The 23,043-nt window shown below is 46.5% G+C and carries 20 protein-coding genes; 14 read left to right on the top strand and 6 right to left on the bottom strand.

Going from position 1 to position 23,043, the window contains the following annotated elements; translation table 11 throughout:
- Nucleotides 1-52 precede the first annotated feature (52 nt).
- The 3 genes from dnaJ to OCV77_RS01290 all read left to right on the top strand — a co-directional run bounded on the left by dnaJ (nucleotide 53) and on the right by OCV77_RS01290 (nucleotide 2,679).
- Nucleotides 53-1,222, top strand: coding sequence for a molecular chaperone DnaJ (dnaJ, locus tag OCV77_RS01300; RefSeq protein ID WP_118797225.1), 1,170 nt, complete (start codon nucleotides 53-55; stop codon nucleotides 1,220-1,222).
- A 79-nt stretch (nucleotides 1,223-1,301) separates the two neighbouring features.
- Nucleotides 1,302-1,970, top strand: a complete 669-nt coding sequence (gene nth, locus OCV77_RS01295; RefSeq protein WP_118797226.1) for an endonuclease III — start codon at nucleotides 1,302-1,304, stop codon at nucleotides 1,968-1,970.
- 1 nt (nucleotide 1,971) lies between these two features.
- A complete protein-coding gene (locus tag OCV77_RS01290) occupies nucleotides 1,972-2,679 on the top strand; it encodes a 3'-5' exonuclease (protein WP_262572592.1) in 708 nt (235 codons plus the stop codon).
- Here OCV77_RS01290 and OCV77_RS01285 read toward each other — a convergent pair.
- Entirely contained in the window at nucleotides 2,645-3,268 is a 624-nt protein-coding gene (locus OCV77_RS01285) for a hypothetical protein (protein ID WP_262572591.1), read from the bottom strand. The two genes, OCV77_RS01290 and OCV77_RS01285, sit on opposite strands and share 35 nt — an antisense overlap.
- A 177-nt stretch (nucleotides 3,269-3,445) precedes the next feature.
- Between OCV77_RS01285 and OCV77_RS01280 the strand changes: the two genes are divergently transcribed.
- The 5 genes from OCV77_RS01280 to OCV77_RS01260 are packed head-to-tail and all read left to right on the top strand — an operon-like array spanning nucleotide 3,446 to nucleotide 8,854.
- Nucleotides 3,446-4,972, top strand: coding sequence for a VanW family protein (locus tag OCV77_RS01280; RefSeq protein ID WP_262572590.1), 1,527 nt, complete (start codon nucleotides 3,446-3,448; stop codon nucleotides 4,970-4,972).
- Nucleotides 4,973-5,004: 32 nt separating this feature from the next.
- Nucleotides 5,005-6,036, top strand: coding sequence for an AIR synthase-related protein (locus OCV77_RS01275; RefSeq protein ID WP_262572588.1), 1,032 nt, complete (start codon nucleotides 5,005-5,007; stop codon nucleotides 6,034-6,036).
- A gap of 17 nt (nucleotides 6,037-6,053) precedes the next feature.
- Entirely contained in the window at nucleotides 6,054-6,536 is a 483-nt protein-coding gene (locus OCV77_RS01270) for an Lrp/AsnC family transcriptional regulator (RefSeq protein WP_262572586.1), read from the top strand.
- Entirely contained in the window at nucleotides 6,533-7,717 is a 1,185-nt protein-coding gene (locus tag OCV77_RS01265; RefSeq protein WP_118797232.1) for an aminotransferase class I/II-fold pyridoxal phosphate-dependent enzyme, read from the top strand. The genes OCV77_RS01270 and OCV77_RS01265 overlap by 4 nt, the downstream gene beginning before the upstream one ends.
- An 18-nt stretch (nucleotides 7,718-7,735) precedes the next feature.
- On the top strand, nucleotides 7,736-8,854 hold the full coding sequence (locus OCV77_RS01260) for a heparan-alpha-glucosaminide N-acetyltransferase domain-containing protein (protein ID WP_262572584.1): 1,119 nt from the start codon (nucleotides 7,736-7,738) through the stop codon (nucleotides 8,852-8,854).
- Between the two features lie 59 nt (nucleotides 8,855-8,913).
- Here the strand turns inward: OCV77_RS01260 and OCV77_RS01255 are convergent, their stop codons facing one another.
- On the bottom strand, nucleotides 8,914-9,951 hold the full coding sequence (locus OCV77_RS01255) for an Rpn family recombination-promoting nuclease/putative transposase (RefSeq protein ID WP_262572583.1): 1,038 nt from the start codon (nucleotides 9,949-9,951) through the stop codon (nucleotides 8,914-8,916).
- A 334-nt stretch (nucleotides 9,952-10,285) separates the two neighbouring features.
- Here OCV77_RS01255 and pap point away from each other — a divergent pair, with 334 nt between their 5' ends.
- Both pap and OCV77_RS01245 read left to right on the top strand, forming a co-directional pair.
- Complete coding sequence (gene pap, locus OCV77_RS01250) at nucleotides 10,286-11,755, top strand: polyphosphate:AMP phosphotransferase (RefSeq protein WP_262572582.1); 1,470 nt, start codon at nucleotides 10,286-10,288, stop codon at nucleotides 11,753-11,755.
- Nucleotides 11,756-11,768: 13 nt separating this feature from the next.
- Nucleotides 11,769-13,040: an ATP-grasp domain-containing protein gene (locus OCV77_RS01245; RefSeq protein ID WP_262572581.1), complete on the top strand. Its 1,272-nt coding sequence runs from the start codon at nucleotides 11,769-11,771 to the stop codon at nucleotides 13,038-13,040.
- Here the strand turns inward: OCV77_RS01245 and pseG are convergent.
- From pseG to pseF, 4 genes are read right to left on the bottom strand one after another with little or no spacing between them, the layout of a single operon-like run.
- Nucleotides 13,002-14,153 carry a UDP-2,4-diacetamido-2,4,6-trideoxy-beta-L-altropyranose hydrolase gene (pseG, locus tag OCV77_RS01240; RefSeq protein WP_262572579.1) on the bottom strand — a complete coding sequence of 384 codons (1,152 nt, stop codon included), beginning with the start codon at nucleotides 14,151-14,153 and terminating at the stop codon, nucleotides 13,002-13,004. The two genes, OCV77_RS01245 and pseG, sit on opposite strands and share 39 nt — an antisense overlap.
- Complete coding sequence (gene pseI, locus OCV77_RS01235) at nucleotides 14,135-15,187, bottom strand: pseudaminic acid synthase (protein ID WP_262572577.1); 1,053 nt, start codon at nucleotides 15,185-15,187, stop codon at nucleotides 14,135-14,137. Before pseI ends, pseG begins: the two co-directional genes overlap by 19 nt.
- Nucleotides 15,188-15,235: 48 nt before the next feature.
- The gene (locus tag OCV77_RS01230; protein WP_262572575.1) at nucleotides 15,236-16,438 is read right to left on the bottom strand and encodes a type III PLP-dependent enzyme domain-containing protein; all 1,203 of its coding nucleotides are present in this window, start codon (nucleotides 16,436-16,438) and stop codon (nucleotides 15,236-15,238) included.
- Nucleotides 16,425-17,126, bottom strand: coding sequence for a pseudaminic acid cytidylyltransferase (gene pseF, locus OCV77_RS01225; RefSeq protein WP_262572573.1), 702 nt, complete (start codon nucleotides 17,124-17,126; stop codon nucleotides 16,425-16,427). Before pseF ends, OCV77_RS01230 begins: the two co-directional genes overlap by 14 nt.
- Nucleotides 17,127-17,238: 112 nt before the next feature.
- On the opposite strand from pseF, the gene OCV77_RS01220 reads away from it, so the two are divergent.
- The 4 genes from OCV77_RS01220 (at nucleotide 17,239) to OCV77_RS01205 (ending at nucleotide 23,037) form a co-directional block, all read left to right on the top strand.
- A complete protein-coding gene (locus tag OCV77_RS01220; RefSeq protein WP_262572571.1) occupies nucleotides 17,239-18,324 on the top strand; it encodes a glycosyltransferase family 52 protein in 1,086 nt (361 codons plus the stop codon).
- Nucleotides 18,325-18,414: 90 nt separating this feature from the next.
- Nucleotides 18,415-20,175, top strand: coding sequence for an ABC transporter ATP-binding protein (locus OCV77_RS01215; RefSeq protein ID WP_262572570.1), 1,761 nt, complete (start codon nucleotides 18,415-18,417; stop codon nucleotides 20,173-20,175).
- Nucleotides 20,176-20,188: 13 nt separating this feature from the next.
- Nucleotides 20,189-21,295: an acyltransferase gene (locus OCV77_RS01210; protein WP_262572568.1), complete on the top strand. Its 1,107-nt coding sequence runs from the start codon at nucleotides 20,189-20,191 to the stop codon at nucleotides 21,293-21,295.
- Nucleotides 21,292-23,037 (top strand): hypothetical protein, encoded by a 1,746-nt coding sequence (locus OCV77_RS01205; protein ID WP_262572566.1) that lies wholly within the window; start codon nucleotides 21,292-21,294, stop codon nucleotides 23,035-23,037. Before OCV77_RS01210 ends, OCV77_RS01205 begins: the two co-directional genes overlap by 4 nt.
- Nucleotides 23,038-23,043: the final 6 nt, after the last annotated feature.

Here is a 23,043-nt window from a genome sequence, read left to right as displayed (position 1 = left end):
GGGGTATATAGTAATATATACCTCGCTATAGAAGTGTTTGAGGATTGATTAGATGGCAGAACAGAAAAGGGATTATTACGAAGTCCTTGGTGTAGATAAGAATGCTGATGATGCAGCATTAAAAAAAGCATACAGAGTACTTGCTAAGAAATATCATCCAGATATGAACCCGGGTGATGCAGAAGCGGAGAAGAAATTTAAAGAGGCGTCCGAAGCCTATGCAGTGCTGAGTGATCCTGAAAAGAGAAGACAATACGATCAGTTTGGTCATGCAGCCTTTGATGGAGGAGCCGGTGGCGGTGGCTTTGGCGGCTTTGATTTTAATTCTGCAGATTTTGGTGATATTTTCGGTGACATCTTTGGGGATTTCTTTGGAGGACGCAGAAGCGCCAGAGGAAATAATGGTCCCATGAAGGGTGCCAATATCCGTACCAGTGTGCGGATCACCTTTGAAGAAGCTGTTTTTGGCGTGGATAAGGAAATAGAATTGACACTGAAGGATGAGTGCAAGACATGCCATGGCAGCGGAGCCAAGGCGGGAACCACACCGGAAACCTGTCAGAAGTGTGGTGGCAAGGGACAGGTGGTCTTTACCCAGCAGTCCTTCTTTGGAACAGTCAGAAATGTCCAGACCTGCCCGGATTGTAATGGAACCGGTAAGGTGATCAAGGAGAAATGTCCGGATTGTCACGGGAGTGGATATATTGCCAGCAGAAAGAAGATCCAGGTTTCCATTCCTGCAGGTATTGATAACGGACAGAGCGTCCGGATCAGGGAGAAGGGTGAACCGGGTACTAACGGCGGACCAAGAGGTGATCTGCTGGTAGAAGTGATTGTAGGACGTCATCCCATTTTCCAGAGACAGGATTATGATATTTATTCCAATGTTCCTGTATCTTATGCGGTCGCAGCACTTGGCGGTGAGGTAGTCGTAGATACTGTGGATGGTAAAGTGATTTACGAAGTGAAGCCCGGAACCCAGACAGATACCAGAGTCCGTCTGAAGGGAAAGGGGGTTCCGACTCTCCGGAACAAAGAGGTCAGGGGAGATCATTATGTAACACTGGTGGTCCAGACACCGGAGAAGCTGTCCCATGAGGCGAAGGAGCTCCTGAGGCAGTTTGATGCACTGACAGGCGACAGCCTGAATGCTGCGCAGAAGGCACAGACAGACAAGACAGCAGATTCTAAGGATACCAAGAAGAAAAAGTTCTGGAAATAGATAAATTTGTGAAAATAAAAAGCGTATTGGAGTACCAATACGCTTTTTCGCACTAAATGTAAGAAAGAGGAAATACAAAATGGCACGGACAAGTGAAAAGGTACAGAAGATTTTGGACAGACTGGATGAGGAATATGGAACGGATTATAAATGTTATCTGAACCATGAAAATGCATGGCAGCTTCTGATCGCAACCATGCTGAGTGCTCAGTGTACAGATGCGAGAGTAAATATCGTGACAGAGGATCTGTTTAAAAAGTACCCGTCCGTGGATGCCTTTGCGAATGCAGATCTGAAAGAGCTGGAAAGGGATATTCATTCCACGGGCTTTTACCATAATAAGGCGAAGAATATCATTGCCTGCTGTCAGGCGCTGTCGGAGAAATATGGCGGTGAGGTGCCTCAGGATATCGAAGCTCTGACAGCGCTCGCAGGAGTAGGACGAAAGACGGCCAATGTGATCCGGGGAAATATATACCATATTCCCAGTATTGTTGTGGATACTCACGTGAAGCGAATCTCTGGAAAGCTTGGTATTACGAAGGAAACAGATCCCGTGAAGGTGGAGCTGGATCTGATGAAAAAGCTGCCGGAGGATCACTGGATTCTATGGAATATCCATATCATCCGTCTTGGAAGGACAATCTGTAAGGCACCTACGCCCAAATGTGAGGAGTGTTTCCTGAAGGATCTGTGTCCCTCTTATGAGAAGGAGCAGAAAAAGGCAGAAAAGAGGAAGGAAAAGTAGGATGCTGCAGGATTTTACAGCGCTGGACCTGGAAACGACAGGTTTAAATCCAAAGACAGACAAGATCATAGAGATCGGTGCGGTAAGGATCCGGAATGGAAAGGAAGCGGCCAGATGGGAAAGTCTTGTGAACCCGGGCTGTCAGATCAGTAATTTTACAGAGGGACTGACAGGAATCCGGAATGAAGAACTCATGAGCGCACCTGTGATAGAAGAGGTGCTTCCAGCGCTAATGGATTTTTTGATGGACGATGTACTTGTGGGACATCAGATCCTGTTTGATTATTCTTTTCTGAAAAAGGCGGCGGTGAATCAGGGAATTCCCTTCGATAAGAAAGGGATTGATACGCTGAAGCTGGCAAGAAAGTTCCTGCCGCAGCTTCCAAGCAGAAGGCTGTCAGATCTGTGCTGTTACTATGGAATTGAGACAACCTCCCACAGGGCGGGCAGTGATGCCCTTTCAGCAGCCATGCTTTATGAAAGACTGGTACAGGATTTCCCGGATGAAGAGGCATATCGGCCGTCAGGGCTGGTCTTTCATGTGAAAAAAGAATCACCGGCCTCCAAAAAACAGAAAGAAAGGTTATATTGTCTGCTTGAGTGGCATAAAATAATACCAGACTATGATGTGGAAAGGCTGACCAGAAATGAAGCAAGCCGGATCACGGACAAGATCATTCTGGCATATGGCCGTCTGCCGCATCCTTAAGGTAAGAAACGATATGGGGAGCCATGGGCGAATTCAGACCTTCAGCAACCGGGATCAGGTCATTGATCTTTTCAGGGGTGCCGAGCTCCTTATAAATGCTGGCAAGAAGACGGTAGGAAGCACTGACATCGGTTCTGGTGGAAACGGCAAAGGTAAGGATCGCTTCGGCATCTTTGATACAGCCTCCCTGGTATAAAAGTGCTGCAAGCTTTTGCAGGGTTCTGGCAAGGACGGTATAGCGCTGGTCATACTGTGTGAGAAGACCGATATTGGGGGCACCATACATAAGCTTCAGGTCGGTGTTGCTGATACCTGTAAGGTTTACAATAGGTCCTTCCGATAAGCTATGCAGGGTGTCATGGCAATCTGCTATTTCAGGGTCATCCTTCATGGTATCCATGGGAAGGGTATCAAAGGGAATGGTAATGTAGGAAAGATCATCAAGGGGCTTTCGTCTTGTCCGGTTGGCCTCTGACTCTCTCTCCCAGAAGGCATCTGCAGACTGCTCTTCCTTTCGTCTGCTTTTGTGTATCTCATAGGTGAGCCATAGACAGAAAACGATAAAACTTGCAAAAAAGGGGAACTTCATATATAATATCCTTTCAACAGAGACTATGATTTTTTTGGAAGAGGCATATCATGTTTAATTTTAATAACAGTAAAAATAAGCGTATTATTTCATCCATTATTATTATCTTGCTGATAGTCGCTATGGTAGTTCCCACTTTAGCATATTTAATTCAGTAACGCAACACGAGGAGCCGTTATGAAAAAATTTGTGAGGAATATACTCAGCCTGTGTGGGATGCTGATTCTTACGGGCATATTTGGAATAAATGCAGAAGCCAGGGAAGGAACTACTATCCTGCCCGGCATATATCTTCAGAATATGGATCTTTCCGGAAAAACGGAGGAAGAGGCCGAGGCTGTGGCAGAGGATTATGTTGAGGGTCTTTTGCAGAAAAATATTACCCTGAATATGGTGAATGATAATTCAGTAACTATTACACCGGGGGATATTGGGTTTTACTGGAGCAATCCGGAGGTCATTGAAGAGGCGGCATCCATTGGAAGAAAAGGAAATATTATTGAAAGATATAAGGTCAAAAAGGATCTGCAGTCGGAGAGAAGGATTCTGCCACTTTCTTTTGGAGTAGACCAGGATCTGATCCGTCATGTACTGGAGGATCAGTGTGCTGTCTATAATATAGAAGCAGAGAATGCAACCCTGTCCATAGAAAATGGAGAGTTTGTGATCCATCAGGGGCAGACTGGCATGGTTGTGGATGAAGATGCTTCCTTTCAGCAGCTATGCAGTTTTTTCACAGATGGAACCTGGAATGGAGAGGAAACCAGTATTGATCTTGTAGTGGAAGTGGAGGAGCCTAAGGGATCTGCAGAGGAGCTTTCAAAAGTAAAGGATGTTCTTGGCAGCTTCCAGACCAGCTTTAAAACCTCCGGAGCATCCAGAAGTGCGAATGTACGCAATGGGGCCAGTCTGATCAATGGAACTACGTTGTATCCGGGAGAAGAATTTTCTACTTATGAAGCAGTAGCGCCCTTTTCTACGGCAAACGGTTATTATATGGCAGGCTCTTACCTGAATGGACAGGTGGTAGACAGTCTTGGCGGTGGTATCTGTCAGGTATCTACGACCCTTTATAATGCAGTGCTTCTTTCTGAGCTGGAGGTAACAGAGCGCCATAATCATTCCATGATCGTAACTTACGTGGATCCTTCTGCGGATGCAGCAATCTCTGAGTCAGCAGGAAAGGACTTCCGTTTTGTGAACAATACTGATGCGCCCATTTATATTGAAGGCTATACCACAGAAGACAAGATGATCGGGTTCACGATTTACGGACATGAAACAAGGGACAGTGGTCATAAGGTGGTTTACGAAAGTGAAGTAGTCAGCAAGACTTATCCGGACACAGAGGTGATCTATCCGGATGGAGGCTCACCGGTTGGCACGGTTTCTGTACAGTCAGCACATATTGGGTATAAAGCCAACCTCTGGAAGGTTGTTTACGAAAACGGAACAGAGACCAGCAGGGAAATGGTAAATTCCAGTACTTATAAGATGGCACCACGGTCAGCAACGGTTGGTGTTGCAACAGCGGATCCGAATGCATATAATGAAATCATGGCGGCGATTGCCACAGGCAGTATCGATCATGTGAAGGGTGTAGCGGCGGCGCTTAAGGCAGCGGCGGCTCCTGCAGAAGCGGCAGGAGAGGGAGCAGCGGCTCCTGCAGCAGAAGCACCAGTGGCAGAGGTTCCGGCGGAGTAAGTCCGGCAGCCTCGGGATAAAGTGAGGCAGCTATGAAGACAGGGAAGATTTCAGAAAGCATATTAAAGCGTTCTGTTTTGAAATATTGTAAAACAAAAAGAGAAGAAGTAGTAAAAGGTGCAGCACCAGGGGTGGACTGTGCCTTTTTCACATATCCTGACAGGCAGGGAAGGGGTACTGGCGGACAGGTGCCTGACTGTCAGGACAAAGTATTCTGTGCAGCCACACAGACAGTAAGTCTTCCCGTGATACGAGCAGGCTGTTACGCTGTTTATGCGGCGGTAAATGCGGTCGCAGCCGGAGGAGGAATCCCCTTTGCCATGCAGATGGCACTGACACTGCCGGAGGGGACAGAGGAATCAGAATTAAAGAGGATCATGCAGCTGACAGAAGAAGCTGCCGGTATATGTAAGGTGCAGATTGCCGGTGGACATACCGAGGTGACAGGTGCAGTAAAGTATCCAGTGATCTCAGTAACGGCTTTTGGATACCGGCTGGAGGCTGCAGAAAGAGTATCAAGGGGATTACCTGCAGCAGGACAGGCGGTCGTGATGACCAAGTGGATGGGACTGGAAGGAACCGCGGTACTGGCACAGGAGAGGGAAGCAGAGCTTCTGGAAAGATACCCGTTTTCTATTACAACAGCGGCGAAGGGCTTTGAAAAATATCTGCCGGTCTTACCGGAGGCTGCTACCGCCCTTAAGTCCGGCGCCACAGCAATGCACGATATGAGAAATGGTGGTGTATTTGGCGGCCTGTATGAACTGGCTGGAAGGCTTGGCGTTGGACTTTCCATAGACTTAAAAAAGATACCGGTTAAGCAGGAAACTATAGAAATCTGTGAGTTTTTTGATCTGAATCCCTATGGTCTGTTATCTGGGGGAAGCCTTCTGATCGTAGCAGAGGATGGAGATGGTATGGTGAAGGCGTTGCAGGAGGCAGGGATTCCCGCAGCTGTCATCGGTAGAACTACGGATAACAATGATAAAGTACTGCATAACGGAGAAGAAATCCGTTTTCTGGAACCGGCAAGGCCGGATGAAATCGGAAAAGTAATAGCTTAACAAGGAGGACTCTGAAAGTGAGAGAGCAGATTTTAGCAATTATTGAAAAAAACAGCCGTATTGATATTAAGGAGCTGGCAGTGATTCTGGGGGCGGAAGAAATTGATGTAGTCAATGAGCTGAAGGCAATGGAAGAAGAAGGGATCATCTGTGGCTATCATACCATGATCGACTGGGAGAAAACCTCTATTGAGAAGGTGACTGCACTGATCGAAGTACGGATCACACCCCAGAGAGGAAAGGGATATGACAATATAGCAGAGAGGATCTACAAATATCCGGACGTAAACAGTGTATACCTGATCTCAGGCGGATATGATCTGCTTGTTACCGTAGATGGCAAGACACTGAAATCCGTTTCCAGCTTTGTGAATGAAAAGCTGGCTACCATAGAGGGGGTTTTAAGTACAGCAACCCATTTTATACTGAAAAAATACAAGGATCATGGAACGATCCTTACCAAAAAATATGAAGATACAAGAGAGAAGGTTACACCATGAGAAATCCGTTAGCAGATAAAATTGTGGATATCAAGCCCTCCGGTATCCGTAAATTTTTTGATATTGTAAATGAAATGGAGGACGCTATTTCCCTTGGTGTTGGAGAACCCGACTTCGATACACCATGGCATATCAGAGATGAGGGCATTTACTCCCTGGAAAAGGGAAGAACCTTTTATACCTCCAATGCAGGCCTGAAGGAGCTGCGCAAGGAAATCAGCAATTATGTAGAGAGAAGCCAGGGAGTCCATTATGATGAAATGCATGAGGTCCTGGTAACGGTTGGTGGTTCTGAAGCGATCGATCTGGCACTCAGGGCAATGATCAATCCGGGAGAGGAAGTACTGATCCCGCAGCCCAGCTATGTATCCTATGAACCCTGTGCGGTTCTTGCAGATGCAGTGCCGGTGATCATTGAACTGAAGGAAGAAAATGAATTCCGCCTGACAGCACAGGAGCTGCGGGATGCGATCACAGACAAGACGAAGATACTGATCCTGCCATTTCCCAATAATCCGACAGGTGCGATCATGGAAAAGAAGGATCTGGAGGAGATTGCGGAAATTATCCGGGAAAAGGATATCTTTGTGATCACAGATGAGATCTATGCAGAGCTCAGTTACAAGGAAAAGCATGTTTCTATCATCAGTCTGCCGGGAATGAGAGAAAGAACCGTATATATCAATGGATTCTCCAAGGCATATGCGATGACAGGCTGGAGGCTTGGTTATGCCTGTGCACCAGCACAGATTATGGAGCAGATGGTAAAGATCCATCAGTTTGCGATCATGTGTGCGCCTACTACAAGTCAGTATGCGGCGGTAGAAGCACTCCGGAATGGAGATGAAGATGTTGCACAGATGCGGGAGGCCTATAATCAGAGAAGAAGATTTCTGATGAATGCTTTTCATGAGATGGGGCTGCAGTGCTTTGAACCCTATGGAGCCTTTTATGTATTTCCCTGTATTAAGGAGTTTGGCATGACCAGCGATGAGTTTGCAACAAGGCTTCTTATGGAAGAAAAAGTAGCTGTAGTGCCAGGAACTGCATTTGGCGGCTGTGGAGAGGGATTTCTCAGAATTTCCTATGCTTATTCACTGGACAGCCTGAAGACCGCAATGGGAAAGATCGCTCACTTCGTAGGAAAGCTCCGAGAGGAGTCAAAAGAGAAAAGGGATTAGAGCAGAGAGGCAATAAATATGTTTTCATTGAGGGATAAAGAGGTAAATGTAGGGCGGCAGAGGGAGCTTGATCTGGTAAAGGGCTTCCTGATGATCATGATCGTATTTATACATTCTTTTCAGACGCTGGCAGGCATGGAAGCAGCAACATCAAATGTATATGAGATCATGTTTGCGCTGTTTATGCCGACAGGTGCCTGTCTGTATCTGTTTACAATGGGATTTGGAAGTGTTTTCACAAGGCATTCTGAGCCCGGGGATATGGTTAAAAATGGCGTAAAGCTGCTGCTGTATCAGGGACTGAGTAATTTATGCTATGCGGCAGCAATAGTGGTCAGCTTCTTCATCAGAAATCTGATCACGGGAGAGGTGGCAGGCAGCAGGGAAATATACCATGAAAACCTGTACGCTGTGCTCACCTTTGTCAATATTTTCTTTATATCCGGTATGTGTTATCTTGTACTTGCGTTATACAGAAAATTAGGTGTCAAGCTGAGCGGATATATCATCAGTGCTGTAATTGTGGGAATCGTGTCACCATTTACGAAACAGCTTGTTACTGATAATGCAGCACTGAACTGGATCCTGGACATGACCTTTGGCGGCAAAGGAGAAACGAGCTTCTGCTTTTTCCCGTATCTGAGTTATGTATTCCTGGGATATGTTTTTGGAAAGGTAATCCGGAGAATACCTGAAAACGAAAAGGGAAATTTTTATAAAAAGAGCGGGATAATATGTGGAGTGACAGCGGCAGTATGGTTTGCAGGCTGTATCATAATGCACCCGGGTATAGAAGAGTTTTTTAATTATATGCTTGAGCAATACAGAACACCAGGGCTTATGAAGGTTATAGGCAGCTTCTGCACGATAATGTTTGTATTTGCACTTTCGTTCTTTATCATGCCGGTCGTGGAAAAATGGAAATTTGGATATAACAAATTGTGCTATTATTCCAAACAGATTTCCAAGATGTATGCCGTACATATAGGGGTATATTTTGCGATTGCCGGATTTGCTGCTTTCTATGAATTCAGTGTAAAGGAATGCCTGATATGGTCAGTGGCAGTTCTGGTCATAACAGATCTGCTTGTACATGGGTACATTATCATTGAAGATAAGATTAAAAACAGAAAATAATTTATGTCCAAAAGGGCTGCCATAATCAGATAGACTGATGTGGCAGCTTTTTCACGGTGCTATTTTGATCTGACATTGGCTAATTCAGCCTGCAGGGAAGCGATGAGAGCGTCTTTCTCTGCAAGAGCAGTAGCGTTCTCTGCGAGAGCAGCATCCTTCTTCTGAAGCAGAGCTTTCTGTGAGTCCACTTCCTTCTGCAGTTCGTCGATCATATATCTGACAGTATTCCTGTCCATTTCCCGTAATTCCTCAGAAAAAAAACCCATAACATTCTCCACATTCTGACACATCTGGTATAGTGTCTCGTACATCGGTTTAAACTGTGGGAAGTCTGTGATAAGCTTGATAATCTCTTCCGGGTCATCCGTAGAGAAAAAAGTCATCCATGCTTCCAACAGTGTGGTTACCTTTTTATTGTGCATTTTTGAACGAAAAATGTCAAGACTGATAAAGATATAATCCTGTAAAAGATCCATGGAAAGTCCGGTGTCAAAAATAGTTTTGGAACGGTGGATCCAGTGGTCAGGGCACTGCTTTAATTCAGACGGACTATTTTCATACAGAACGATAAGATAGACCTTGCTGATGCAGCGGTAGGAGAAGGTGTCCTTGCCGGTAACTGGATCTATGGAGCGCTGCCTTGCCCGTTTATACTGACGTAGGAGCATGTCCGAGGAATAGCAGGCACACCTTGCCCCGGGGAAAGCATAACCGATCTTCTGGACTTCAATGTTGGCAAGGGTGCCGTCCTCCAGTTCAACGATAATGTCTGTGATCAGCAGGGAGCTTTCGTCAGAAAGCCTGGTGGAATCATTGGGAAGTACCTCTTTGATCCTGACCTTACGGTTTAGCAGGGTGGTCAGGAAGGATTCCAGCCTGGCAGGGTCATATTCAGGGTTCATGACCTCTTTGAAGAAGGAGTCATACAGAACCTTGATGCCTTTGGCACCAGAGCAGAAATCGAGGAATTCTTTCTGCTGCAGGACAGTCCAGCTTTCAAAAAGCTGCTGTAGCTTTGGGTTAGAATAGATCCTGGCAAGGATTTCCTCCCGGCTCTGGATCATAGGAAAATAAGATTTTAGTAGATTAGTGGCCATAGATAGACCTCCTTTGAATAAAGATAGAATAGATGTGAGTATTTTGATTGCGGCATTTGGCAGGATGTGCCGCAGTAAAAGACTGACATACCATCTAAAAATGAAAAAGTGAATAGTTACATCATGCAGACCTGTTCTGAAAACATCCGGCGAAATGCCAAAAGATAAAAATAAAAGAATCAACATGATCTTCCTGAACTCCCGGAAACGGGTAGGAATGAAACGAGTGTAACACAGATATACAGACAATGCAAGAAAAATCTGTTCCACTGATATTCCCTATGGGAATCTGTCAGAAAATATGATAAACTGAAAGAAAAACGGGAGGGATTTTATGCTGAAGGATGTACAGTTTCCGGAGAGACCGGAGGAAGAAGAACTTAAGATAAGGCTGAAGGCAGCCAGAGAGAAGCTGCAGGCACAGCAGCTCCGGCTAAAAGAACATAAGACACCCGTACTTGTTCTGGTGGAAGGCTGGGGAACGGCAGGAAAGGGCAGCCTGATCGGAGAACTGATCACAAACATTGATCCCCGTTTCTTTAAGGTAGCATCCATGACAGTTCCTACAGAGGAAGAAAAAAGAAAACCGTTTTTGTGCCGGTACTTTGAGAAGATACCGGAGGCTGGTAAATTTGCATTTCTGGATTCAGGCTGGATGGACGAGATTACAGAAGGCGTTCTGAACGGAGAGCTGAATGAAAAACAGTACCAGATGAAAATTGACAGTATCAGACGTTTTGAACGTCAGCTGACAGACAATGGTTATCTGGTTATGAAATTTTTCTGCCATATCAGCAAAAAGGAACAGAAGAAACGCATAGAAGAGCTTTGCTCTGATATAGATACCAGCTGGAGGATCAGTGATAAAGATAAATGGCAGAACAAACATTATGAGAAATGTCTTTCTGTATTTGACCGCTATATGGAGGATACCAATTCGCCCTCAGACCCCTGGTATCTTCTGGACTGTAAATCAAAGAGGTGGGCAGAACTGCAGGCACTTGAAACGCTGACACAGGGAATTGAAATTGCCATGCAGAATGCAAGGCTGGCAGTGCCGCTCCTGCAGAATACCTTTCCGCTGAAGAAGCTGCCAAAGCTTTCAGAAATTCCTTTGAATAAGGAACTGACGGATGAAAAATATAAAGAAGAGCTGGATCGCCTGCAGGCACAGCTCAAGGAGCTTCATAACAGACTGTACCGTAAAAAGGTACCTGTAGTTATCGTATATGAGGGCTGGGATGCAGCCGGAAAAGGTGGTAATATCAAACGGATCACACAGGCACTGGATCCAAGAGGCTTTGAAGTACATCCTATTGCCAGTCCGGAGCCGCATGAAAAGGCCAGACATTATCTCTGGAGGTTCTGGACAAGGCTTCCAAAGACAGGACATATTGCCATATTTGACAGAAGCTGGTATGGAAGAGTGATGGTGGAGAGACTGGAAGGCTTCTGCAGCGAAAACGACTGGAAACGTGCCTATAATGAAATGAACGAGTTTGAAAAGGAGCTGCACGATTTTGGCACGGTTATCATCAAATTCTGGGTACAGATAGACAAGGATACCCAGCTTGCACGCTTTGAAGAGAGGCAGAATACACCGGGCAAGCAGTGGAAGATCACAGAGGAAGACTGGAGGAACCGTGAAAAATGGGATGCTTATGAGGTGGCAGTAAATGAGATGCTGCAAAAAACCAGCACTACCTATGCACCCTGGCATATTCTGGAGTCTGTGGACAAGAAGTATGCCAGGATCAAAGCACTTAAGATTGTTATTGAAGAATTGGAAAAAGTATTGAAATAAAGGAGCTTTCCTAATGAACGGTGGAACACAGAAAAAGGCTATTATCATCGGAGCCAGCGAGGAAGCACTGCATACCATAGAAAAGGCTCATGAAAATGGACTTTTTGTGACAGCACTGGACGGAAATCCGGCTGCCAGTGGATTAGCGGCGGCAGATAAGGCGCTGGTTGTGGATATTTCAGACGAAAGGGTGACTATAGAAGCGGTAAGAAAAGAAGATCCGGATTTTGTACTGACGGTACCGATCGGCAGATATCTGACTACTATTGGAATGGTAAATGATACGCTGCAGCTCCCTGGGATCAGCAGGGAAATGGCAGAGAAATGTACAGACAAATGGCTGTTTCATGAAACACTGGTGCAAAAAGGCCTGAGAAACTGCCATTGCTACCCTGCCAGCAAGATTAAAGAGAAGCGGGATACGGGAAGTGTGGCTTTCAGAGAGGAAATACCGGAAGATAAGTTGACATTCCCTGCTATTTTAAAGCCAAGATTTGGTTCCGGCAGTCGGGGGATCCATATGCTTTTTTCAAAGGAAGATCTGGAGAGAGGACTTTCTGAAATTGGAGAAGAAGATTACATTCTGGAAGAATGTATAGCAGGGGAAGAGTATGGCATTGATGGTGCTGTGATCGGAGGAAAGTTCCATCTGATCCTGCTCCGTAAAAAGAAAAATACTCCGTTTCCTGCAAGACAGGCAGTTGCTTATTTTTCCATTCTGCCGGAGGATCCTTTTTACGGACAGGCAAGGGAATATATGGAAGCAGTGATTGAAGCCATGGGGCTTGATGAATGCCTTCTGCATGCCGATCTGATACAGGGAGAAAACGGACCCTTTGTCATCGAGCTTTCGGCACGGCCATCAGGACATAATCTTCACAATCTGTTCACCCCACTCTGTACGGGGATCGATGAAGCAGAGGAATATATCCGGTATCGTATGGGAAGATCCTATTCCTTTGCCCCAAAAGAGACAAAGGCCATGATGATCCATTATTTTGATATGGAAGGAAAGGTGGACCGGATTCCTGACAGAACAGAAATGGAACAGATCCTGCAGCAGGAAGATGCGGATATTCTGCTGAAGGAATATGTCTGCCATATCCATAAGGGAGATGTGCTGCAGCCGGTATCTGATGGCCATTCTGTCATGGGACGTGGTTATTTTATCCTGGAAAACAGGGGTGGAGCTGTAAAGGAAAATATATGGAAAGAGACAGAAGAGGGAATGCAGGAGGAGAAATTCCTACGGGCTGCGGAAATTGTGAAAAGCGCATTCTTCTAAGGCTCTTGCGATACGGCAGGAACCCTTGCCGTCGATAAGTCTGTGCATGCTTTGCTGTGCAGACTTTCTTTTTGCCATATTGCCGGACATATCTGTTACAAAATGGCAGACAGCAGAAAGAACACCCGGAAGTCCGTATGCACTGCCTGTGCCTTTTGAATCCGGAGAAGGCACAATAGAACAGGATTCTGTGTCCATACGGAGATCCCCTGCATAGGGAACTGCTCCAACGTTTGCAAAGGCGAGGGAAGAGGGAAGCTGATTATCGGCAAAGGAGTAGTTGACAGCAGGTATGCCAACGGCACACAGCTCATAAAGTGTTGTTCCGGCAGCGGAAATGGCCAGATCACAGGAAGCCATCAGTGCAGCCATATCGGTAACATTTTCGTGAAGTTTCAGGAAGGGAAGCTCTTCTGCGAGCTCCTTTAGAAGCCTTTTATCCTCGTTCAGGCTGCCGATCAGAACATGAAGGTGGAAATCCGGCTCTGCTATCAGGGCAGAAAGTCTTTCCTGAAAACAGGAGAGCAGATTCAGGCAGAAGTGATAAGGATCACTGCCGCCGGTGGTGATCAGAATATCCTTTACCGAAGGCCGGACAGCTGGAACCTCCATCTGGAACTGTCTGCGCAGTGGTGTATAGGAAGCACCAAGCAGCGTCTGACCAGCTCTTTTGTAGGCAGCCTGATAGGAAGGAAGCATATCTTCCGGGATGATATCATAATTAATGACCAGATCTACAGGATAATCAAAGAGCTGCAGATCATCCAGGTAAGCTACGGGGCAGATGCCGGAAACGGCCTGCAGATAAGGCTCTGTTACAAAATAGGAATCGACAAAAAGTAAAGAAGGAGCCTCGGAAAGAAGGGAAAGAAGCTCCGTCAGTTCTTTTTCCATGTCATTGTACACAGCAGAAGAAAGGATCCTTACAGGAAAAGTGCCTGCAGGATCAAACTGCTTTAAAAGAGAAGCACTGTCCTCATCGGAAACCAGAAAACAGACAGGCAGAGAAAGAACCTGACATGCCTGTGCTATGGACAGACACCGCATCAGATGTCCGGTAGCAATCTGTAAATTTCCATCTGTTCGAAAATAGATCAGTCGATGAGATCCCATGCAAGAGGGGTTCCTTTCTTTAAAAAGTGCTTTGCCTTTCTGCCAAGGACTTCTTCATAGTACATCGTGTGAAGTCCGCAGCCTGGCCGGATCGAGCGGATATTTTCACTGGTCAGTGCTTCGCCTGCGGCAATATCCTTTACCACGAAGAGGGAACGGGATCCGCCATGCTCCAGCTTCTGGGTATCGGTAAGGACATATTCACTGCTTCCAAGAGCCTTTTCCAGAATACGGATCTCGTCCACCATCTGTTTGAACTCGGCAGGCTCCATGGAAAAAGCACTGTCGGGACCGCCGTCACTTCTCTTTAAGGTCAGATGCTTTTCGACCATTTTGGCACCAAGGGGAACCGCTCCGGCAGAAACGATAGTGCCCATAGTGTGATCGGAAATGCCGGTCAGACAGTCATAGGTTTTCTGCAGGGTAGGAATTACCCGCAGATTTACTGCTTCATAGGGAGTTGGATAGGAGGAAACGCATTTTAGCAGGATCACATCCTCATTTCCTTCTTCCCTGCAGACAGAAAGTGCCCGCTCAATATCCTCCGGATAAGCAATGCCGGTAGCAAATATAATGGGCTTTTTCAACCGGGCGATCTTACGGATCATGGGAATGTCATTGATCTCGTAGGAAGCGATCTTATAGGCAGGAACGTGCATTTCTTCCAGAAAATCCACGGATGTCAGATCAAAGGGAGAAGAAAAGCATTCCATACCGAGGCGGTTTGCTTCCTCCATCAGCTTTGGCTGCCATTCCCAGGGGGTGTAGGCCTGCTGATAGAGTTTGTAAAGTGTCGTACCGTCCCAGATGGTTCCTTCCTTGATCTGGAAGCAGTCATCATCACAGTCAAGAGTGATGGTATCTGCTGTATAGGTCTGCAGCTTGACCGCATCTGCACCGGCTTCCTTGGCGGCATGGACGATCTCAAGCGCCCGGTTATAATTCTGGTTGTGGTTGGCGGAAAGCTCGGCTACGATAAAAACCGGGGCACCTTCTCCAACCCTTCGTGTTCCAATCTGAAAGCTTTTATTCATAAAAAATCCTTTCCGGAATGATCTTTGTCAGCTGTAATAAAGTAAGTATTACCAGTGGTATTTCTGGAGATATTCATCATTTCCCCATGGCTCCCTTGCGGTAAAAATCTCCCCGTCTGTTTTTTCGATATAGACAGCCGGAAAATAGTGGATGAACAGTGGAGTCAGACAGATCGTATAGCCGCCGGCAGTATCATAAATGATCCGGTCGCCCGGAAGAAGCGCCGGTGCATCTGTCAGCTCAAATAAACGGTCATATTCCATACAGGTAGAGCCGCAGACCCACTGCACAGGAAGCGCTTCCCGGCAGATCCGCTGCTTATATACGATATGGTGAGGATATACATGTCGTGTTACCTGTGGATTTAAGTTTACCCGGCTGCCGTCCGTCACAAGATACGTGATGCCGCGGATCTGCTTCACATCCAGTATTTCTGTCTCAAAGGTGGTAGCACGGGAGATCAGGGATACACCGGGCTCCACGATCAGGGTTGTTTTTTCTCTGTCAAAGCAGGAAGAAAGCACCCGGCAGATTTCCTGCATGTACTGGGGATATCCGGGTCTGTCATCCCTTCCGCCAAAGTAGCCGCCGCCCATATCCACATAGGAAAGGGAAAGAGAAAACTCCTTTGCCAGTCTGCAGGCCATGGCAGCAAGCGTACCATATACCTCTACAGATCTTGATTTCGTGGAAGAATGAAGATGAAGTCCTGCGATCGTGACATTGGGGAGAACGTCAAGCCTTTTGATGGCATCAGCGAGAACTCCGTTTTCATAGCAGTAGCCAAAGCGGCCGCCGTCTTCCTCTGCCAGCTCCTCCTGAGGACACATGACAGCAATGTCACAATTTACACGGAGACCTACAGAAAACTGCCTGTCCGGATAAAGGGAAGAGATCTCTTTGATCCAGTCGAGCTCGTAGGTTGAGTCCATGTTGACAAGACCGCCGGCAAGCAGTACGGCTTCCCATGTCTTTTTATCCTTGATAGGACCATTGTAGATCATATGCTTTCCGGGAAAACCAAGACGTCTTACCAGATCATATTCCATTTCGGAAACAACTTCTGCATAGAAGCCCTTTTCCTTCAGATAATGCAAAAGCCAGGGAAGGGCATTGGTTTTTACGGAATAACTCATAATGGTATTACTGCCCCAGTTTTCGGAAAGGGCAGTCTGTAACAGATCAATATCATAAAGCAGATCGGCTTCTTTAATACGATAAAAGGGGGTCTGCATATCAGTCAGTGTCATTTGAAAAAAGTCTCCTGTATTTGATTTCGGCGATCTCCCAGTCCTCCGGGGTGTCGATATCCTGTACTTCCATTTCGGAGAGGATAAGGGGGATCAGGTTTTCCACATCTGTGGTGCCGGCCTCCATAAAGGGCTTTGTCCGGCAGGCATAAAACTGACCGCAGTCATGATAAACCTTTGGAAGGTCCTGGCTTCTGGCTGTGGCATATTCCGGAAACTGCCGGACAAGGCAGCCGTTTTCTGCGATCAGAAGCCCCCGCTGGGGCGGATAGGAAAAGGGCACCACCGGCATGCAGGAATCAGCTTCGTTTAAGAGATCCATGGCAGATTTCAGCCGCCTTCCGGTAAGGAAGGGAGCTGTCGGATAAATGCAGCAGAAGCGGTCAAAGAAAAGACCGTTTTTTTCGTATTCTTTAAGCACCTCCATGATCACCTCATCAGTGGAAGCATAGTCACCGGACATTTCAGCAGAGCGGAAAAAGGGAACAGAAGCCCCCGCCTTCATGGCGATCCCGGCGATCTCCGGATCATCGGTAGAAACCATGACTTCATCAAAAGCCTCTGATGAGAGAGCTGCTTCGATAGAATAGCAGAGGATCGGTCTGCCGCAGAACTCTTTGATGTTTTTCCTTGGTATTCGTTTACTGCCGCCTCTTGCGGTGATGATTGCCAGTGATTTTCCCTGCATATGGATACGATCCTTCCTGAAAAGTGTATATATGCTGATTATACACCATATTCCGTTGCATTCAAACAAAAATCTATGGTATCATGAAACGTGGATCAGGAGGGAATAAAACATGAGATCACATCAGCGGATTTATGTCTGTCATACATTTTATCATGCCTATATCGCCTGCCTGAAGGAGCTGGACAGACCTGCAGAAGAGAGAGGGGAAGCAACCCTTCTTTTAAGCAGTATGTCCAATGACTTTGGTACGCTGCAGGAGAGGGCAGCAGAAAGCGGTCTGTTTGAACTGGTTCTTCCTTTTGATGAAAAGGAGGAGAGCTTTTTTAAAGAGCTTGCGCCGCTGCACAGGGACAGAGGAAATCTTATTCTAAACATGCTGCAGAGGATCCGCTTTACCAGAAAATTCGGAAAGCTGCTGGAGCCTTACATCCCGGTGGATTTCAAGGCTTATCAGGAGATTTATGTATTCTGTGACTCTGATCCCATAGGTTATTATCTGAGTACGCACAGAATTCCCTATCATGCCCTGGAGGATGGACTTGACTGCATCCGGTACTATGATACGGCACGATATGATAACCGGGGACATTTTGAACTGAAGGCATGGATGGCAGCCCATAATCTGATCTTTATCCAGAACGGATATTCCAAATATTGCATCGATATGGAGGTCAATGATATTTCCGTGCTCCCTTATCCCTGCAAAAAGTATATCGAGAAGAACCGGAAGGAACTGACAGAGCACCTGACCGGGGAACAGAAAAAAATCCTGACTTCGATCTTTATCGAAAACCGGGAAGCCCTCGTGAAGGATCTTTCTGCTGAAGGAAGGAAGCGGAAAAAGGTACTGGTGCTGACAGAGCCGCTCTGTGATCTTACTACAAGAGAGCAGATTTTTACGGATATTGTCAATACTTATAAATGGTTCGGAGAGGAAGAAGGCTGTGTGATCATGAAGCCGCATCCAAGGGATGTGCTTGCTTATGAAAAGCTGTTTCCTGAAAATATCGTACTGGATGGAAAATTCCCAATGGAGATCCTGAACTTTGTGGACGGCCTTTACTTCGACAGGGTGGTTACAGTATTTACCGTGCCGGATGCGATCCTGTTTGCCGGGGAAAAGATCTTTCTTGGAGAGGATTTTATGGACAAATATGAGGCACCGGAGATCCACCGGCAGAACGAGCAGATCTGACAGTTTGCCTTACAGATACAGATATGGTACAATCGACATAAGAATGCGGAAATGGGCAGTGCAGATGGCACGCTCTGACAGAGGAGCAGTATGAAAAAGATTTTTCGGAAACTGATGGTATTACTGGATAAGAAGCAGAAGCACAAAATGGTGCTTCTTGTTTTTCTGATGCTGATCGGGGCAGTGCTGGAGACCCTGGGTGTTTCCATGATCCTGCCGGTCATGAGTGTTGTCATGGAAGAAAATGCCGTGCAGAAGCATGCCTATCTGCAGGTAATCTGTGATCTTTTCCATATTGCCTATGATGATACAAGGACGCTGATGATCCTTGTCATGGTGGGACTTATTGTTATTTTTGCGGTCAAGAATGTTTTTCTGTTCTTCCAGCAGAAGGTACAGCTCAAGTTTGTCTACACCAATCAGTTTGCAACCTCAAGACGTATGATGATCAATTTCATGGAGCGTCCTTACGAATATTATCTGAATGCCGACACATCTGTCATTCAGAGAAGCATTACTTCTGACGTCAATAATATGTACGGACTGATCCTTTCCCTGCTGCAGCTTGTCAGTGAGGGGATCGTGTTTGTCTGCCTGATCGCAGTCAGTCTCGTTTCTGATGTGATGATGAGTATTACGGTGGCGCTGCTTCTTGTTGTAGTCCTTGCCATTATCAAATGGGTATTGAAACCTATCATGCGTAAGGCGGGAGAAGAGAACCAGGACTACTACAGCGGACTGTATAAGTGGATCGACCAGTCCGTCATGGGAATCAAGGAGATCAAGATTGCCAATAAAGAGAATTATTTCATTAACGAATATGCGAAGTGCGGGGAAGGCTATGTCAATGCAGTACAGCGTTATAATCTGTACAATGCAACCCCCAGACTCCTGATCGAAACCGTAGCGCTGGCAGGCATGATCTTTTATATGATGATCCAGCTTCTTTCAGGTGTACAGGTTACCGCCATTCTGCCACAGCTTACGCTGCTCGCACTGGTGGCCATGCGTCTGATCCCCTGTGCCAACAGGATCAACAATCACCTCACCTCGATTTCCTATTTCGAACCGTTCTTTATGGGAGTTTCTGATAATCTGCAGGAAGAGATCCGGGATGAAAGTATTGATTATAACGCAGCCTCCTACCAGAAAAAGGTGGAGGTACAGAAGCTTGAGATCAGACATAATATCCAGCTGAAGGATATTGTGTATAAATATCCAAATACAGAGACACTGATCTTTGACAGGGCGAATATGGAGATCCCGATTGGAAAGAGTGTTGGTATCGTGGGAACCTCCGGTGCCGGCAAGACGACGATCGTGGATATTCTGCTTGGACTTCTGCAGATCCAGAGCGGTGAGATCCTGGCAGATGGCGTGGAAGTGAGGGAGCATTACCAGTCCTTCCTGAAGGATATCGGTTATATTCCCCAGACTATCTTTATGATTGATTCTACGATCCGGAAGAATGTGGCCTTTGGTGTGGCAGATGAGGATATTGATGATTCCAAGGTGTGGCGTGCCCTGCAGGAAGCGCAGCTTGATGAGTTTGTAAGAGGGCTTCCGGATGGTCTTGATACCAGCATCGGTGAAAGGGGAATCCGTATTTCCGGAGGACAGCGCCAGAGAATCGGTATTGCAAGGGCTCTGTTCGAGGATCCGGAGGTACTGGTATTAGATGAGGCGACCTCTGCACTTGACAATGAAACAGAAGCAGCGATCATGGAATCCATCAATATGCTTCATGGAAAGAAAACACTGATCATTATTGCCCACAGACTGCAGACCATTGAAAAATGCGATATGGTTTACAGGGTAGAAAAGGGACAGGTCACCATAGAGAGACAATAGGAAAGGAAACGGCGTGGCAGAAAAGAAGCGGCTTGCAAACATTGAATATCTGCGTGTGATCGCCATGGCGATGGTGGTTGTCCTGCATTTTATGACAAAATCGGGAAGTCTGCCGGAAGCAGGAAATGAGGCAGCGGGTTATCTGACCGGCCAGAATATACTGGCACTGCTTCTGGAATCACTGTGCATCGTAGCGGTGGATGTTTATGTGCTGATCAGCGGCTATCTTGGGGCAGATAGAGAGCCAAGGCCTCAGAAAGCAGCTGCCTTTCTGCTTCGGATCTGGTTTTACAGCCTGCTGATCCCGTTTGTGCTTACTGTTTTTTCAGTACCGACAAAGGCAGGCGAACAGGGAATTTATGGACTGGTACAGTATTTTCTTCCCATTGAATCCGAGACTTACTGGTTTGCCACCTATTATCTTTTTCTGCTTCTTCTGATGCCGCTCTGCAATCTGGCAGTGAAGCATATGGAAAAGAAGACCTTTGAGATGATCATGCTCTTCTTTTTCATCATCAGCAGTCTGATCAAGAGCATCTGTCCGGTACGGCTTCCGGCAGACCGTTTTGGCTATGATGCCCTGTGGTTTGTGTTTGTGTATCTGCTTGGTGTTTACCTTCGGAAATACGGCATGGCTGTATGGGAGAAAAGAGGCGGTCTGCTTTACAGAGGAAGTGTACTGCTGATCTTTTTTATGGAGTTTGTGCTTCAGCTGTTTTCCGCCAGAACAGGGGTGCTTACCTATTATGCGTCTGTTCCGTTTCATTATAATTTTGTATTTTGTCTGACAGGCGCAGTGGGCCTGTTTTACGTGTTTTTAAGGAAACCTGTGGCAGAAGGGAAAAAAGCGGATGTGATCCGTTTCCTTGGCAGGTACAGCTTTGGAGTATATCTTTTCCATGAACATCCGGATATCCGGGACAGATGGTATCCGCTGATCGACAGGGTGATGGATCCTTACGGGAAAAACAGCCTTATCCTGTGGCTTTTAAAGCTTATTTTCAGTGTACTTCTGATCTATGGAATTGGTGTTTTTTTGGATTTTGTGAGAGATAAGATTTTTATATTTGCAGGAAGCTGCATAAGAAATATAAGGGAAAGGAAGGGAGCAGCCAGATGACAGACCGCAGTGAAAACATATACAGCCAGAGAAATAAAGCATTGGAAATTCTGTTTGCCGTGCTGCTTTTGCTCCTGCCTCTGCTTAAGATCAATCAGGGCGTGGATCTCACGGATACCCCGTACAGCCTTGGAAACTATCGTTTCTTTGAAGGAGCAGACGGTGTGTGGGTGCTCGCGACTTTCCTTTCCAACGTGACAGGCTATCTGTTTACTAGACTTCCCTTCGGGGGAACGATGATCGGCATGAAGCTTTATTCTTCCCTGCTGATCAGCTTCATGGCACTGTTTTCCTTCCGTTTCTTCAAGACGAAGATGCCCATGTGGGTCGCATTCCTTGGGGAAGTGGCGGCGATCGGCTTCTGCTGGTGTCCCTCTGTGATCCTGTATAATTATATGACGTATCTTTTCTTTCTGATCTGCGGCGTACTGCTGTTCCGTGGACTTGCAGGCAACAGGCCGATATGCCTGTTCCTTTCGGGGATCAGTCTTGGACTTAATGTATCTGTTCGGGTGCCCAATATCCTGGAAGCGGCACTGATCCTCTGTGTCTGGTATTACGGGGCGAGAAAGAAAAAGAACTTTGAACAGATAGCAAAAGAAACCGGGTTCTGTATCGGCGGCTTTCTGGCTGCACAGGCAGTGATGTTCCTGATCATCAGCCTGCTGTATGGATTTGGCGCTTATGGAGAAATGATCGGCGGACTGTTTGGCATGTCAGTGAGTGCATCAGATTATACGTTTTCCGAAATGCTGCTGTCGATCCTGTCAGCCTATGGAAGAGGCATCCGCTGGATGGTTTACCCGGCACTCTGTATTTTGCCCGGGATCCCGTTCCTGATCCTGTGGAAGGATAAAGGACAGACACTCCGGAAGATCATTTATTGCGCCTGTATCGTGTTCCTGTTCTTTGTGCTGTATAAATGGGGGATGTTCAATTTCCGGTATTACCAGAAGGAATCCGGACTGCAGTGGGGCGTTGTATTCCTGCTGATCTCCCTTGGGGTGACGGTCTGGATGCTGTTTACCCGTATGATCGATGATGAATGGATGCTGATCGGCAGCATTGCACTTATTATGATCCTGATCACACCGCTTGGAAGCAATAATTATGTATGGCCGGCATTAAATAATCTTTTCTTTGTGGCTCCGGTAACTTTCTGGATGGTATACCGGTTTGTAAGATGGGGAAGATCGGCTGTGGACAGCACGGGACGGGTTCCCTTTTTCCCAGCAAAGGCGATGCTGGCAGCTCTTGTACTTATGTTCTTTGTACAGAGCATCGGTCTGCTTTTTGGATATGTGTTCCTGGATGGAGAAGATGGTACCAGAAGGACGGCGAAGGTAGAGAACAGCCCGGTTCTTGCAGGTATGTATACCAGTCAGGCAAACGCAGAGAGCCTTGAAAGCTTATTTGCTTATCTGCAGTCCCATGAAGAGCTGGATGGAAAGGAGCTGATTCTTTATGGGAATATTCCCGGGCTTTCCTATTATCTGGACAGACCCTGTGCTACCCGGACAAGCTGGCCGGATCTTGACACCAGCAGCTATGAGGATCTGAAGTCAGATCTGAATGCACTCAGCACGAAGATCGCTCTTACCGATATAGACAAGCCCACACCGCTGGTCATATTGGCTGCAGATGCACAGGAGGGAGATAAGCTTTCTGCTATCCGGGATTTTATGGAAGAATACAGCTATCAGCTTGCGTTTCAGAATGAACGCTTTCTGGTTTATTGGTAAAAAGAT

This window comes from Suilimivivens aceti (assembly GCF_025567405.1).
Lineage (GTDB): Bacteria > Bacillota > Clostridia > Lachnospirales > Lachnospiraceae > Suilimivivens > Suilimivivens aceti.
The sequence above is the reverse complement of the archived record's forward strand: the minus strand, read 5'-3'. Positions and strand labels throughout refer to the sequence as shown.